This is a genomic window from Acidovorax temperans (genome assembly GCF_028596105.1).
In the GTDB taxonomy this organism is placed as follows: domain Bacteria; phylum Pseudomonadota; class Gammaproteobacteria; order Burkholderiales; family Burkholderiaceae_C; genus Acidovorax; species Acidovorax temperans.
Genome location: NZ_CP117193.1, coordinates 2,360,363 through 2,374,487 on the forward strand (window position 1 = coordinate 2,360,363; position 14,125 = coordinate 2,374,487).

Sequence of the window (14,125 nt, forward strand, 5' to 3'; positions counted from 1 at the left end):
CCGCGGAAGGATCTGCCGCACGGTAACGAGGGGGCATTGCGCAATGCCCGCCTCCCCAGCACCTCAAATACCAGCGCCGCCCACGCCGTGCAGTCCCGCGCGGCTGTCCAGGCTGTTGCGCCCCGGCATGGTCTCGCCCAGGTAGTCCAAAAACCGCCGCACTGCAGGCGAGAGCCCCCTGCGAGACGCGAACACTGCATGCACGATGGCAGGCTGAGGCGCCCAGTCGGGCAGCACGCGCACCAGTCGCCGGTCGCGCATCTCCTCCTGGCACATGTAATCGGGCAGCCAGCAAATACCCGTACCCGCCACGGCGGCAAATTTAAGGGTGAGCAGGTCATCTGCGACGTAGCGCGGGGTGTAATGCACCACCTGGTGGGCGCCACCGGGGCCGATCAAGTTCCAGGAAGCCCGTCCGTCGGGCGCCGACATGGCAATGCTGTCCAGCTTGGCAAGGTCTTCCAGCTTGGTGGGCGTGCCCTGGCGAATGAGCAAGTCAGGGCTGGCCACCAGCACCTGGCGGGCTTGGTCCAGGCGTTTGACCACCATGCTGGCACTGTCTTCGAGCGAGGGACGCACCCGCAGCGCCACGTCAATGCCCTCTTCCACCACGTTCACCGCCCTGTTGGTCACCTGCATTTCCACGCGAACCAAAGGGTGCTGGGCCAGGAAGGTAGGCATCAATTCAGCAAGTACGGTCTGGGCCAGGGTCACGGGGCAACTCACCCGCACGGTGCCACGCGGCTCGGTCTGCACCTGGGCCACTGCATCAGCCGCCGCCTGGGCCGATTCGCGAATGGACTGGCAGTGCCGCAGGTAAGCCTCTCCCACTTCGGTCAATGACAGCTTGCGGGTGGTGCGCTGCAAGAGCCTCACACCCAGATGGGCTTCCAGATCAGACACACGCCTGGAGAGTCGCGATTTAGGAATGCCCAGCGCCCGGCCGGCGGCAGCAAAGCCGCCACGCTCCACCACCTCGGCAAAGTACAGCATGTCATTCAGATCTTGCACGTCGCGCTCCCTCCGTTGTCAGCTTGAATACTGTTCCATTAATAGAACAATCTATCGCGATTCGGGCGGCTTATCAAATTTTGTGAACAAATCGACAATTCTCCTCAAGCCGTGACCGTCGCGGCAACTTAACGAGGAGAACCCCATGCAACTGCTTCACATCGACTCATCCATCACTGGCGATGCTTCCGTTTCGCGTCAACTCACGGCCCAGGTCGTGGAAGCCTGGAAGGCCAGCCACCCAGGCACCCAAGTCACTTACCTGGACCTGGCTGTCAACGCCCCCAACCATTTCACGATGGACGCAATGGCCCCCCGCACTGGCCAGACCGACGGTTTGACAGAAGCGCAGAAGCGTGAAAACGCCGTGTCCGAACAGCTCGTGAGCCAGTTCCTGGCAGCAGACGTGGTGGTCATTGGCGCCCCGTTCTACAACTTTGGCATCCCCACCCAGCTCAAGGCCTGGATTGACCGCATCGCCCAGCCAGGCCGCACGTTCAAATACGGTGCCAACGGCCCCGAAGGCCTGGCCAAGGGCAAGACCGTGATCGTGGCATCTGCACGGGGTGGCGTTTATTCGACCAGCGCTGGTGGCCAGGCCATGGAGCACCAGGAAAGCTACCTGCAGACCGTGATGGGGTTCTTTGGTGTGACGGACGTGCGCTTCGTGCGCGCCGAAGGCGTCGCCATGGGCCCGGAAGCCAAGGCGCAAGCCCTGGCTGCCGCCGCTGAGCACACGCGCCAGCACACAGCGGCCTGACCGTCTCTACAAAGCCCCGGCTTCTGAATGTTGCACCCATGCGCAACATTCAGAAGCCGGGGCTTTTTTCATTTGCAAACAATTATTACCCCCACGCACAAAAAACCACGCAGTAATGTCACACTTACACTGTATGCATCTTTCGGTGATGTACGAGATGTGAGTGGGTACCTGGGACGATTGATTTGGCAGCTTCGTATGTGCGTCGGTTGTTGGCGTTTTTGGTCTGTGGCCTTCCCTTCATGGGCTGGGCCCAGGCGGTAGCATTCATCAATCCCGGACATCCAGACGAGCCGTATTGGCGCACGGTCAGTGAGTCGATGAACGCTGCCGCGCGCAGTCTGGGTGTGCCACTGGAAGAATATTTTGTGCGGCGAGAGCACGTGCGCTCGTTTGAAATCGCCCGCTCCATCGTCGCCCGTCCGGCTGACAAACGACCCGACTACGTCATCCTCACCAACGACTACGGCACCGGCCCCGAGATGCTGCGGATTTTCGAAGGCAGCGGCATCCGCGTGTTCCTGGCCTTCAGCACCCTCACCGCCGCCCAGAAGGCAGAAAACGGCGGGCCACGGGAGCGCTTCAGTCACTGGATCGGATCACTGGAACCTCGGGCCACGGATGCCGGCTATCTCACCGCCCAGGCACTGATTGCCGCGGGCAGAGCCCAACGCGCCCATGGCCCGGATGGCAAGCTGCATCTGTTGGCGATTGCGGGGGACCGGTCCACCACCTCCTCCATTCAGCGCAACGAAGGCATGCTCAAGGCCGTGGGTGAGGCACCCGATGTGGTGCTGCACCAGACGGTGTACGCGGGCTGGTCGCGCACCAAAGCTGAAGAGCAGATGACCTGGCTGCAGCAGCGCCACCCCCAGGCCCGTCTGGTGTGGACAGGAAGCGACCTGATGGCTTTTGGTGCCATGGATGCACTCGCCAAGGCCGGCACGGCAGCGCCTGGCCAGGACATGTGGTTCAGCTCCGTCAATACCACCACAGAAGCCATCAAGCGCTTGCGCAACGGGCAGCTCACAGCGTTGGCAGGCGGGCATTTCATTGCGGGTGCGTGGGCCTTGGTCATGGTCTATGACTACCATCGCGGGCGCGACTTCGCCTCCGAAGGGCTGGAGCTGGAACGCCCCATGTTCGCCCTGCTTACCCCTGATCTGGCCCAGCGCTACCAGCAGCGCTTCGGTAACGGTTTTGCCAGCCTGAACGTGCGCAGCTACAGCAAGGTGCTCAATCCCAAGGTGAAGCGCTACCAGTTTGGCTTCGAGCAGTTGCTTTAATCGCTGTATGACCGCGCGTCCCTTTCGCTCCATTGCCAGCGTGCTGATCCAGCGCACCATCGTGCTGGCGGTGCTGTGCATGGTGGTCTTTTTCTGCGTGCAGAGCTGGCTGCTGCGCTCCGAGCACCAAAGGCAGTTCGAGGCCGTGATGAGCGATGTGGCCAACACCAGCGTGCCCCTGCTGGCCGCCGCGCTGTGGGACATTGAAACCCAGGCCGTCCAGGCCCAGCTGCAATTCATTGCCAAGAAGCCTGCCATCGGTTTTGCCCGGCTGCAGGCCGCCGGGGGCCAGGTGTTTGAGGCAGGCAACTCTGAACTGGCCCTGCAAGAAGCGATACGCAGCATCACCATCTACGCCCCGCACGGCACCCAGGCGCTGGGCGTGCTGCACCTGAGCGGCAACCCGCAGTACCTGTGGCAAGGGTTGCAGGCCGAGGCACTGCGCATCTTGCTGGGCTACAGCGCACTCACCGCCAGCATTTGCGCGCTGATTGCCTTCATGCTCAAGCAGTTGCTGCAAAAGCCGCTGTCCACCGTTGCCGGTTTTGCGAGCGAACTCACTCCCCACCAGCTGACCACTCCCTTGCGGCTGAACCGAGCCCCCCAACCCCACAGCGATGAGATTGACCTGCTGGAACAGGGCGTGGTCAAGCTGCAGACGGCATTGCACGAGCACATCCACAACCTTGACGACCTGGTGAATGAACGCACGGCCCAACTCGAAAAGCTGCTGGAGGAGATACGCCACCTGTCCGTCACCGACGGCCTGACCGGCTGCTACAACCGGCGTGCGCTGCAAGACAAGCTGCCCGAGGAAATCGAACGTGCCCAGCGATACCACCGCCCGCTGGCGGTGGTGTTCATGGACATTGACCACTTCAAGCAGTTCAACGACCAGCACGGCCACCAGTTGGGCGATGAAGTCTTGCGCAGTGCAGCAAAGCATGTCGCGGGCGCGCTGCGCCAAGGCGTAGATTGGATTGCGCGCTACGGCGGTGAAGAGTTTGTGCTGGTGCTGCCCGAAACCCCGCTCGAAGCCGCCATCGCCATAGCCCACCGGCTGTGCGACGCCCTGCCGCAACACGCGGTGCCCAACCCCCGGGGGGGCTCGGTGTACATCAGCGCGAGCTTCGGGGTCACGGCCTACCGGCCGGGCGAGGATGCCCTTGCCCTGCTCTCGCGCGCAGACACCCTGGTCTACCAGGCCAAGTCGGCAGGCCGGCAACAGGTGGTTGCTGGCGCTTGAACGAGCAAGTCGCCTAACGGGCACAATCGCTACCAAATCAATAGCTGGTAGCGCTTACCCAGAGCGCCTTAGAGGCTAATTTCACTTAAATGACCGGCGTGGGGGCTGCATCACCCACTCCACTGCCTGAGCGGGCGGCGGCACGTCATTCAGCGCATTCACCCCAGCACAGCCGAAAAAAAGCGGGCCGAAGCCCGCTGAGTGTTGGAGCCTGGGCACCGACGTCGCCACCGGCACCCACCTGACCCTTAGAAACCAGGGATCACAGCGCCCTTGAACTCGGTCTGGATGAACTTGCGCACTTCTTCCGACTGGTAGGCCTTGACCAGCTTGCTCACCCAGGGCTTGTCCTTGTCGGCTTCGCGCACTGCGATCAGGTTGACGTAGGGGCTCTTCGCGCTTTCCTGCGCAATGGCGTCCTTGCCAGGGTTCAGGCCTGCGGAAAGCGCGAAGTTGGTGTTGATGGCAGACGCGTCCAGGTCATCCAGCGAACGGGGCAACTGGGCGGCGTCGAGCTCCACGAACTTGATCTTCTTGGGGTTGTCGATCACGTCCAGCGGCGTGGCCTTCAGGCCCGCTTCGGGGCGCAGCTTGATCAGGCCCTTGTCCTGTAGCACCAGCAGCACGCGGCCGCCATTGGTGGGGTCGTTCGGAATACCAAACTTCGCACCTTGCTTGAGGTCGTTCAGGCTCTTGATCTTCTTGGAGTAGATACCGATGGGGAAGTTGACGGTGTAGCCCGCAGACACGAACTTGTAGCCACGGTCTTTCACCTGCTGGTCCAGGTAAGGCTTGTGCTGGTAGCTGTTGGCGTCCAGGTCACCCGAAGCCAGCGCGGCATTGGGCTGCACGTAGTCGCTGAACTCGATGACCTGGATCTTCAGGCCGTCTTTCTCGGCAACCTTCTTCACCACTTCAAAAATCTGTGCGTGGGGGCCACCCGTCACGCCAATTTTCAAGGGCTTGTCTTGCGCCATGGCGCTGGCAGAAAAACCAGACACCAGGGCCAGAGCGAGGGCGGATTGCAACAGAGAGCGCTTGTTCACAGAAAAACACCTTTCGTATGGAGATGTTTCCGATCGTACGCAGCAATTCTTAAAACTCAAAAGAATAAGTTTTAATTATCTTAGCCAGTAATTAGTATGAAGCGCATCAGCCGTGGCAGCCACGGCCGCATGCAAACTGGGCCCGCCAGCTTCAATGCGCTCCGCGCAGCGCCACGTTGTTGAGCTTGTCCAGGCGTTCTGGCCAGGGCCCGCCCTCGGCGGCTTGCAGCAGGATGCGCGTCCAGGCCACCCAGGCGTCCCACTGCACGCGCTTGTCCCACGAATTGCCCCAGGCGCTGAACAGGTGCAGTGCGCTGCTGGCGGCCTGCCTGGCATCGTCGTGGCGGCCAGCGGCAAGGTACAGCTGCGCCAACACCATTTGCGGCTCGCCCACCCAGGGGTTGTGGCGCACTGCGCTTTCAAGCACGCCCGTGGCCACGTCTAGGTCCACCAAAGGCTGGTCTTGCTGGATGACCGACCAATACAGCGATGCCGCTGCGGCCTCGTTGGCAGCCGACAAGTGGTGATTGCAGTGCCCGAACACCGGCGGCGTGGGCAGCAAGCCCTTGAGGCCGGGGTGCTTCAGCGCTTTGGACAGCCCATTGATCTGGTGCACCATGCGGCCGGTGGGGCGCATGGGCCCCGGCCACAGCGATGCCGCCCAGTGCACCGCCTGCGGCCTGTGCTGCACATGCGGAAAGCGCGAGTAGATATCGTCCTGCCAGCTGAACCACTGCTCAATGGTGTCTGCCATGCTCACGATGGTGAAGGCGGCCACCTCGTAGGGCGTGAGCCGGTGCTGCGTGGCGTCCTTGTCGAGCAACAGGCTACCGTCCTCCTCCATGCCCTGCCCCAGTACCTTCTGCACAAACTGCGTGCGCGACTGCGTGCAAAACAGGTAGACCAAGTGCTCGGCGCTTTCGCCCACCAGCTCACGCAGGCGCGCACGTTCGCTGGCAGGGTCAAACTTGACCAGATCCACAAACGCATTGCCATACACGCTGTGCAGCAAGCCCAGCAGGCGCACATCGCGCGGTTGCTGCCACACGGTGAGCGAACGGGTCACCCCCACCAGGTGGTGCCGAAAGGTGCCCGCCTTGTGCCAGTCCTGCCCTACATTGCGGGCCAGCACGGTGGGCAGCACGGGCGCCAGTTCAGGGTCGCGGGCCAGCCACTCGTCATCCAGCAGGGGCTGTGCGCGGGCAAACAGGTCAGGGTCGAAGGTCTGGAACGGAATGGGCATGGTGGTGTTGTCTCCAATCGGGGTTGAGTGGCGTGCTCATGCGGCACGTTGTTGTGTGCCAAGTATGGCGCGAACACACCGAGAAGCCACGCGGTAAAGCCCTTGCCAGAGCAGAACGGTTGGAACAGAAGCTGCTTTGCCTGATACTGCACCAACGTTGTGCCGCGCTTGGCTGCCGGCCATCGCGCCGGGATTCTCTGCGGCCTCCCTCTTTCTTGGCTGACCCACACCTTCCACCAGGCATGGACCACAACCTGACCTTGATCACCACCATCGCTGCCGGATTTGGCGGGGCGCTGGTGCTTGGCTTCCTCGCCGAAAAGCTGCGCCTGCCGGCCCTGGTGGGCTACCTGCTGGCCGGCATTCTGATTGGCCCTGCCACGCCAGGTTTTGTGGCCGATGTGCACATCGCCTCGCAGTTGTCTGAAATTGGCGTGATGCTGCTGATGTTTGGCGTGGGCCTGCACTTTTCACTGGGCGACCTGCTCTCGGTGCGCCGCCTGGCGGTGCCGGGGGCGGTGGTGCAGATGAGCGTGGCCACCCTGCTGGGCATGGGGCTGGCGTGGTGGATGGGCTGGGGCGTGGGCAGCGGTTTGATTTTTGGGCTGTCGCTCTCGTGCGCCAGCACGGTGGTGCTGCTCAAGGCCCTGGAGGCACGGGGCGTGCTCGATTCGATGAATGGCCGCATTGCCGTGGGCTGGCTGGTGGTGGAAGACCTGGCCTGCGTGCTGGTGCTGGTGCTGATGCCGCCGCTGGCCGGTTTGCTGGGTGGTGGCGCAGCGCCTGCCGAAGAGGCACGCCCGCTGTGGCAGGCTTTGGGCCAGACCCTGCTACAGGTGGCGGCATTCATCGCCCTGATGCTGCTGGTAGGCCGCCGCGTGCTGCCCTGGCTGCTGTGGCAGGTGGTGAAAACGGGCTCGCGCGAATTGTTCACGCTGTCGGTGATTGCTGCGGCCATCGGCATTGCCTACGGGGCTTCGGCACTGTTCAGCGTTTCGTTCGCTTTAGGGGCCTTCTTCGCTGGCACGGTGATGCGCGAATCGGCCCTCAGTCACCGCGCCGCACAAGAGTCGCTGCCGCTGCGCGATGCGTTCTCGGTGCTGTTTTTTGTATCGGTGGGCATGCTGTTTGAGCCCAGGGTGCTGGTGGAACAGCCGCTACCCGTGCTGGGCGTGGTGGCCATCATCATGGTGGGCAAATCGCTGGCGGCATTGGCGCTGGTGCTGTCGTTCCGCTACCCCTTGAACACGGCCCTGACCGTGGCGGCCAGTCTGGCGCAGATCGGCGAGTTTTCGTTCATCCTGGCCGGCCTGGGCGTAGCCCTGGGGCTGCTGCCTGCCGTGGGCATGAGCCTGGTGCTGGCGGGTGCCTTGATCTCGATTGCGCTGAACCCCTTGCTGTTTGCGGCCATCGCGCCGCTGCAAGCCTGGCTGCTCAAACGCTCAGAACTGGCCCGCGAGCTGGAAAGGCGCGACGACCCCTTTGCCGAGCTGCCGATGAGCACCGAGCGCAAATATCTGGAAGGGCAAGTGGTGCTGGTGGGCTACGGCCAGGTGGGCCGGGGCATTGCCAAGGCTCTGGCTGCGGCCAGCATTCCCTGCATCGTGGCCGAGCAAAACCGGGAACTGGTGGAATCACTGCGCCACGCGGGCATTGCCGCCGTGTCGGGCAACGCAGCAGAGCCGGAAGTGCTGATCCAGGCCCATATCGCCAACGCCGCCATCCTGGTCATTGCCATCCCAGACACCCTGCATGTGCGGCAGATGGTCGAAATTGCCCGTGCGCTGAACCCCAACATCGAGATCGTGGTGCGCAGCCACAGCGAAGAAGAATCAGCCCTGCTGCGCGCCGACCAGGTGGGCACGGTGGTGGTGCGCGACGAAGCCCTGACCCAGGCCATGACGCGGCATATCCTGCAGCGCTTCGAGGCCGACCCGGCATCAGCACGCGCCCCCCTGCAGACAAGCCCGCAGCACTGAGGGCGGCGGGCTGGCGCGGATTCAGGGCTCTACAGGCAGCGGCCGCACCAGCCGCACCGGCAGCTTCGCGTCCTTGCTCACGTCCTTGCGCGACTCCCCCGTGCGCATGTGCACCGCCCAGCCATGCAAATACGACATCTGGTTGACCGTGCTGCCAGTGCGGCTCTGCATCGCGTTGCCATAGGCGTATTGGTTTTGCTGCGCCGACTTCACGTCGGAGGTCGATGTCCAGGTCCAGTCCAGCGGCGCGGCGGGGAACACCGTCAAATCCAGCCCTGGTGGCTGGGCCGATTTGTTGAACAGGCGCTGCAGCTCTGGAACGCGCGGCAGGCGCCAGTTCACGCCCTCAGCCTTCCAGCGCTCCACCGCGCGGGCCCGCGCCTCGGCGCGGTTCAGCATCAGCGGCTTGCCGGTGCAGGTTTTGCCATCCCAGGCCATGCCCTCCACGCAGCGTGCCCAGATCAGTTTGAGCCGCTCATCGGTCACGTAGGTGCCGTCTGCAGACACCACCAGTCCGTTGGCAGCCACCGGTTCGGCCTGCGCAATCGCGGCACCCGCGCTGGCAAAGCCCAGCCAGGCCACGCACGCGCCCCGCAGCATGGACACGGCAACCCGATGGGAGATCGACAGAGGTTGAAGACGTTTCATGGCAGCCATTCTTTCATGCACTCGGCCAGGCCGGTAATGCGTTTGTACATCCACGCGGCCACTTTGCCCAGTTCACCACGGCGCGCTCTGATGCAGATCCAAAGCCGTGCTCTGGAGCCCTGCCCTGCTTTTGCCATAGGCTTCGGGCCTATGGTCAGCAGCCGCCAATCAACCTCAAACAAAAATAGCCGCCAGCGCTTATCCGGCAAGCGCTGGCAGCTATCAAAAGAGAAGCAAACAACAGCCCTGGGCTGCGAAGCCCCCAGGCTTTAGCGGTGGCTGAGCTTGCGCACCGCCCAGTCGCCCAGGCTTTGCACGGCCTGCACGAAGAAGATCAGCACCAGCACCACGGCCAGCATGATTTCCGGCAGAAAGCGCTGGTAACCGTAGCGTATGCCCAGATCACCCAGCCCGCCGCCGCCAATGGCACCGGCCATGGCCGAATAACCGGTCAGGCTCACGAAGGTGATGGTCAGGCCCGCCACAATGCCGGGCAGCGCCTCGGGCAGCAGCACCTTCCAGACGATCTGGCTGGTGGTGGCGCCCATGGCCTGGGCGGCCTCGACCAAACCGTGGTCCACCTCACGCAAGGCAGATTCCACCAATCGGGCCACAAAGGGCGCCGCAGCAATGGTGAGCGGTACCACGGCGGCGGCCGTGCCGATTGACGAGCCCGTCACAAAGCGCGTGAGCGGAATGATGGCCACCAGCAAGATGATGAAAGGCGTGGAGCGCACCGCGTTCACAACCCAGCCCACCAGCTTGTTGACGGGGCCGTTTTCCAGCACGCCGCCATGGTCGGTCAACCGCAGAAACACGCCCAGGGGAATGCCCAGCAGAGCCCCCACCACGCCTGAAATGCCCACCATGACGATGGTTTCCCACAGCGAGGTGACAAACAGCTCCAGCATGGCTTCGGTGAAATTTGCAAACATGGCCCTTACCTCCCGCTCTCAACAACTTGCACTTCCACGCCGCTGGCGCGCAAATGCTCTACCGCCCCGTTCAGGCGCGCTGGCTCGCCCGTGGCATACAGTGCCAGCGAGCCAAAGGTCTGGTCCTGGATTTCATCGACCTGCCCGTGCAGGATGCTCATGTCCACGCCGTACTCGCGCACCATGCGCGAGAGCACCGGCTGGTAGGCGTTGTCGCCCGAGTACGACAGGCGCAGCAACTGGCCTACATGCCCCGGCGCCGTGGTGCGCAACTGGCTGGCCAGCTGGTGCACATGCTGCAGCACGCTGGCGGGCAGCTCTTGCGGCAGGATTTCGTCGATCAGGCTCTTGGTGATGGGCTTTTGGGGGCGGGTGAACACGTCCAGCACCCGGCCTTGTTCCACGATCTGGCCGGCGTCGATCACGGCCACGCGGTCGGCCACCTGCTTGATGACCTGCATCTGGTGGGTGATGAGCACCACCGTCAGGCCCAGCTCACGGTTCACCTGGCGCAGCAGGTCGAGGATCGAGCGGGTCGTCTCCGGGTCCAGCGCCGAGGTGGCCTCGTCGCTGAGCAGCACCTTGGGCCGGCTGGCCAGCGCGCGTGCAATGCCCACGCGCTGCTTTTGGCCGCCGCTGATTTGCGCGGGGTAGCGGTCGGCCAGCGCGGCCAGGCCCACCAGCTCCAGCAGCGGGCTCACACGTTCGCGAATGGCGGCTTTGTCCATGCCCGCCAGCTCCAGCGGCAAAGCCACGTTGTCGTACACGGTGCGTGACGACAGCAAGTTGAAGTGCTGGAACACCATGCCGATGTCGCGGCGCGCCTCGCGCAACTGCGAGTCGTTCAGCTTGGTCAGGTCGCGGCCATTGACGATGACTTCGCCCCGCGTGGGCCGGTTGAGCAGGTTGATGACGCGCACCAGCGAGCTTTTGCCCGCGCCGCTGCGCCCGATAATGCCGAACACCTCGCCTGGGGTGATCTGCAGGTCAATGCCCCGCAGGGCCTCCACCGGGCCTTGTGAACCCTGGTACGTCTGGGTGATGCCCCGTAAATGAATCATGCAAACAAATCGCGCCGCCCAGGTGCATCACCCGCTGCGGCGCTGGAAAGTTGGGTAAGGGGCTGGACTGTATAACTTCGCTATAAAAAATCAAACCATCGAATAATTACGTCATAAGAAGCGCAGGTTATTACGCCGCAGCACTGCGCAGGCGCAATGACCGCGAAATGACCACGCTCAGGGCAATCACCCCCACCGCCGCCGCCGTGAACACAGACACCAGCCAGCCCCTGTCCACGCTCAATGCCATCAAAAACACACCGGCTGACTGCCCCAGAAACAGAAGGCACGCAAACAGCGTAACCGCCATGCCCCGCGCCTGCGGCGCCATCTGCGTGGCCTGCGTCTGCAGGGTGTTGTGCAGCATGTAAAAGCCCAGCCCCGCCGCAAAGCAGCCCGCCACGGCCCACGCCACGGAGGGCGACCAAGCCAGCAGCAACAAGCCGGTGGCGATGGCGCTGGCACCCAGCAGCGCCAACCCATGCTCACCCAGCAAAGCCAGCCAACGGCGCGCGAACAAGCTGTACACCAGACCGCCAATGCCAAACAGCACCATCCCCCCGCCCGCGGCCGCTGCCGAGAGGCCATACCCCTCCACCATGCGGCTGGGCACAAAGGCCAGCGTGCCAAACGCCAGTGCGCCTTCAATGGTGACCACAGTGAGCACCCAGCGCACGCGCGGCATGGCCAGCAACTGGCGGGTGTTGGCAAGGTAAGCGGCCAATGAAAAAGGCGCAGAGGATTGACTCGCGCTGCCAACACCTGGCGTGGACGCATTCACCTGCCGCCACAGCAGTGTGGCAGCCGTGGCAAACAGGAACGCCAGCACCGCAAATGCCACGCGCCAGCCCAGCGCCTCCACCGCAAAGCCGCCAAACCACTGGCCGGCCATCATCCCCGACACCGTGGCCACCATCAGCCCGGCCAAAGTCTCCTGGCGCTGCTCGTAGGGCACCTGGTCGCCAATCCAGGCCATGCACAGCGGGATGATGCCCGCCGCCGAAGCGCCCATGGCCGCCCGCGATACCACCAGCGCCGTGAGGTTGGGCGCCAGCGCCGTGATGGCGCTGAAGAACGCACACGCCGACGTGGCCCCCAGCACCACGCGGGTTTTGCCCAGACGGTCGCCCAGCGGGCCATAAAACAGTTGCAGCACGCCATACGCCACCGCAAAGGCCGCGATCACGGCCGAGGCATCACCGGTGCTGACGTTGAACTCCTGGGACAAGGCCGGCAGCATCGGGTCGCACACGCGCATCGAGGCCATGCTGGCAAAAGCCGCCAGCGCCATGAAGCGCAACGTGCGTTGGGTGGATTCAGGGGAAGTGGAATGCATGGCGGCGATTGTCACGGCTTCGTCAACAGAGCGCTGGGCAGGGTCTGCAATGCCCTGCATTCGTGCGCGAGGCGGAAATGCAAACAAAAAAAGGCCGACTGCCACCCAGGGCAATCGGCCTCTTCATTCAGTTTGCAAACAGCGGTGGTTCAGCGCAGCAAGGTCACGCCGGTTTTGGACTGGATCTGCTCAAAGCTCACGCCAGGAGCCAATTCCACCAGCCTCAGGCCTTCGGGCGTCACGTCCATCACGCCCAGGTCGGTGATGATGCGGTCTACCACGCCCACGCCCGTCAGGGGCAAGGTGCAGCTGGGCAGAATCTTCAGGTCTTCAGTGCCGTCCTTCTTGCGGGCCACATGCTCCATGAGCACGATCACCCGCTTGACGCCCGCCACCAGGTCCATGGCACCGCCCATGCCCTTGACCATCTTGCCGGGGATCATCCAGTTGGCCAGGTCGCCCTTTTCGCTGACTTGCATCGCGCCCAGGATGGACAGGTTGATCTTGCCGCCCCGGATCATGGCAAACGATTGGTCGCTGCCAAAGATGGATGAGCCCTTGATGGTGGTGACGGTCTGCTTGCCGGCGTTGATCAGGTCGGCATCCACTTCGTCTTCGGTCGGGAAGGGGCCAATGCCCAGCATGCCGTTTTCGGACTGCAGCCACACTTCCTTATCGGCAGGCACAAAGTTGGCCACCAGGGTGGGGATGCCAATGCCCAGGTTCACATAAAAGCCGTCTTCGAGCTCTTGGGCGGCACGGGCCGCCATTTGGTCTTGACTCCACGACATAGTTCGTTCTCCAGCGGTTCAGTAGTACGGGCTCAGACGCCAGCCTTTTCGGTGATGGTGCGCTTTTCAATGCGCTTTTCGGGCGTGGGGTTGTGCACGATGCGGTGCACGTAAATGCCGGGCAGATGGATCTGGTCGGGCGCCATGGCGCCGGTTTCCACCACCTCTTCCACCTCGACGATGCACAGCTTGCCAGCCATCGCCACCGCAGGGTTGAAGTTGCGCGCCGTCAGGCGGAACTGCAGGTTGCCGGCCTTGTCGGCACGCCAGGCCTTGACCAGCGACACATCGGGCACCAGCGAGCGCTCCATCACATAGGTTTCGCCATCAAACTCGCGCAGCTCCTTGCCTTCGGCCACGATGGTGCCCACGCCGGTTTTGGTGAAGAAGGCAGGAATGCCCGCACCGCCCGCACGCAACTTTTCGGCCAGCGTGCCCTGGGGGGTGAATTCCAGCTCCAGCTCGCCCGCAAGGTACTGGCGCTCGAACTCTTTGTTTTCACCCACGTACGAAGAAATCATCTTCTTGATCTGCCGGGTCTCCAGCAGCTTGCCCAGGCCAAAACCGTCCACGCCGGCGTTGTTGGAGATAACCGTGAGGTCCTTCACGGCCGAGTCGCGCAAGGCATCAATCAGGGCTTCCGGGATGCCGCACAGCCCGAAGCCGCCCACGGCCAGCAGCTGGCCGTCAGCCACCACGCCTTCGAGCGCCTTGGCTGCGGAGGGAAATAACTTGTTCACCGCGATCTCCTTGCGAATATTTGGATTGGGATGCACTACGATA

At 63.2% G+C, this 14,125-nt stretch carries 13 protein-coding genes; 4 read left to right on the plus strand and 9 right to left on the minus strand.

All coding sequences use genetic code 11. The features are described from left to right. Window positions 1-63 precede the first annotated feature (63 nt). The gene (locus PQV96_RS11115; RefSeq protein ID WP_273622912.1) at window positions 64-1,011 is read right to left on the minus strand and encodes a LysR family transcriptional regulator; all 948 of its coding nucleotides are present in this window, start codon (window positions 1,009-1,011) and stop codon (window positions 64-66) included. A gap of 145 nt (window positions 1,012-1,156) precedes the next feature. On the opposite strand from PQV96_RS11115, the gene PQV96_RS11120 reads away from it, so the two are divergent. The 3 genes from PQV96_RS11120 (at window position 1,157) to PQV96_RS11130 (ending at window position 4,303) form a co-directional block, all read left to right on the plus strand. Continuing rightward, window positions 1,157-1,771, plus strand: a complete 615-nt coding sequence (locus tag PQV96_RS11120) for an FMN-dependent NADH-azoreductase (RefSeq protein ID WP_066696686.1) — start codon at window positions 1,157-1,159, stop codon at window positions 1,769-1,771. A gap of 242 nt (window positions 1,772-2,013) precedes the next feature. Further along, window positions 2,014-3,057 carry an ABC transporter substrate-binding protein gene (locus tag PQV96_RS11125; protein ID WP_273622917.1) on the plus strand — a complete coding sequence of 348 codons (1,044 nt, stop codon included), beginning with the start codon at window positions 2,014-2,016 and terminating at the stop codon, window positions 3,055-3,057. A 7-nt stretch (window positions 3,058-3,064) separates the two neighbouring features. After that, window positions 3,065-4,303, plus strand: a complete 1,239-nt coding sequence (locus PQV96_RS11130) for a GGDEF domain-containing protein (RefSeq protein ID WP_273622920.1) — start codon at window positions 3,065-3,067, stop codon at window positions 4,301-4,303. A gap of 248 nt (window positions 4,304-4,551) precedes the next feature. Here the strand turns inward: PQV96_RS11130 and PQV96_RS11135 are convergent, their stop codons facing one another. Both PQV96_RS11135 and PQV96_RS11140 read right to left on the minus strand, forming a co-directional pair. Beyond that, window positions 4,552-5,349, minus strand: a complete 798-nt coding sequence (locus PQV96_RS11135) for a MetQ/NlpA family ABC transporter substrate-binding protein (RefSeq protein ID WP_207373359.1) — start codon at window positions 5,347-5,349, stop codon at window positions 4,552-4,554. Window positions 5,350-5,500: 151 nt separating this feature from the next. Beyond that, complete coding sequence (locus PQV96_RS11140) at window positions 5,501-6,592, minus strand: DUF6817 domain-containing protein (RefSeq protein ID WP_207373360.1); 1,092 nt, start codon at window positions 6,590-6,592, stop codon at window positions 5,501-5,503. A gap of 242 nt (window positions 6,593-6,834) precedes the next feature. Here PQV96_RS11140 and PQV96_RS11145 point away from each other — a divergent pair, with 242 nt between their 5' ends. Further along, a complete protein-coding gene (locus PQV96_RS11145) occupies window positions 6,835-8,571 on the plus strand; it encodes a cation:proton antiporter domain-containing protein (protein WP_207373361.1) in 1,737 nt (578 codons plus the stop codon). 21 nt (window positions 8,572-8,592) lie between these two features. Here PQV96_RS11145 and PQV96_RS11150 read toward each other — a convergent pair whose 3' ends face one another. The 6 genes from PQV96_RS11150 to PQV96_RS11175 all read right to left on the minus strand — a co-directional run bounded on the left by PQV96_RS11150 (window position 8,593) and on the right by PQV96_RS11175 (window position 14,082). Next, window positions 8,593-9,219 carry an Lcl C-terminal domain-containing protein gene (locus PQV96_RS11150; RefSeq protein ID WP_207373362.1) on the minus strand — a complete coding sequence of 209 codons (627 nt, stop codon included), beginning with the start codon at window positions 9,217-9,219 and terminating at the stop codon, window positions 8,593-8,595. Between the two features lie 269 nt (window positions 9,220-9,488). Then, a complete protein-coding gene (locus PQV96_RS11155) occupies window positions 9,489-10,154 on the minus strand; it encodes a methionine ABC transporter permease (protein WP_044402037.1) in 666 nt (221 codons plus the stop codon). Window positions 10,155-10,159: 5 nt separating this feature from the next. Next, on the minus strand, window positions 10,160-11,215 hold the full coding sequence (locus PQV96_RS11160) for a methionine ABC transporter ATP-binding protein (protein WP_207373363.1): 1,056 nt from the start codon (window positions 11,213-11,215) through the stop codon (window positions 10,160-10,162). A gap of 130 nt (window positions 11,216-11,345) precedes the next feature. Beyond that, a complete protein-coding gene (locus tag PQV96_RS11165; RefSeq protein WP_273622933.1) occupies window positions 11,346-12,551 on the minus strand; it encodes an MFS transporter in 1,206 nt (401 codons plus the stop codon). A 149-nt stretch (window positions 12,552-12,700) separates the two neighbouring features. Continuing rightward, window positions 12,701-13,342, minus strand: coding sequence for a CoA transferase subunit B (locus PQV96_RS11170; RefSeq protein WP_066696707.1), 642 nt, complete (start codon window positions 13,340-13,342; stop codon window positions 12,701-12,703). 32 nt (window positions 13,343-13,374) lie between these two features. Then, the gene (locus tag PQV96_RS11175; RefSeq protein WP_066696721.1) at window positions 13,375-14,082 is read right to left on the minus strand and encodes a CoA transferase subunit A; all 708 of its coding nucleotides are present in this window, start codon (window positions 14,080-14,082) and stop codon (window positions 13,375-13,377) included. Between the last annotated feature and the right edge of the window lie 43 nt (window positions 14,083-14,125).

What these genes read in the sequence shown, in the direction of transcription:
- PQV96_RS11120 (WP_066696686.1), top strand. Translation starts at nt 1,157, where the DNA reads ATGCAACTGCTTCACATCGACTCATCCATCACTGGCGATGCTTCCGTT.
- PQV96_RS11125 (WP_273622917.1), top strand. Translation starts at nt 2,014, where the DNA reads ATGGGCTGGGCCCAGGCGGTAGCATTCATCAATCCCGGACATCCAGAC.
- PQV96_RS11130 (WP_273622920.1), top strand. Translation starts at nt 3,065, where the DNA reads ATGACCGCGCGTCCCTTTCGCTCCATTGCCAGCGTGCTGATCCAGCGC.
- PQV96_RS11140 (WP_207373360.1), bottom strand. Translation starts at nt 6,592, where the DNA reads ATGCCCATTCCGTTCCAGACCTTCGACCCTGACCTGTTTGCCCGCGCA.
- PQV96_RS11145 (WP_207373361.1), top strand. Translation starts at nt 6,835, where the DNA reads ATGGACCACAACCTGACCTTGATCACCACCATCGCTGCCGGATTTGGC.
- PQV96_RS11150 (WP_207373362.1), bottom strand. Translation starts at nt 9,219, where the DNA reads ATGAAACGTCTTCAACCTCTGTCGATCTCCCATCGGGTTGCCGTGTCC.
- PQV96_RS11155 (WP_044402037.1), bottom strand. Translation starts at nt 10,154, where the DNA reads ATGTTTGCAAATTTCACCGAAGCCATGCTGGAGCTGTTTGTCACCTCG.
- PQV96_RS11160 (WP_207373363.1), bottom strand. Translation starts at nt 11,215, where the DNA reads ATGATTCATTTACGGGGCATCACCCAGACGTACCAGGGTTCACAAGGC.
- PQV96_RS11165 (WP_273622933.1), bottom strand. Translation starts at nt 12,551, where the DNA reads ATGCATTCCACTTCCCCTGAATCCACCCAACGCACGTTGCGCTTCATG.
- PQV96_RS11170 (WP_066696707.1), bottom strand. Translation starts at nt 13,342, where the DNA reads ATGTCGTGGAGTCAAGACCAAATGGCGGCCCGTGCCGCCCAAGAGCTC.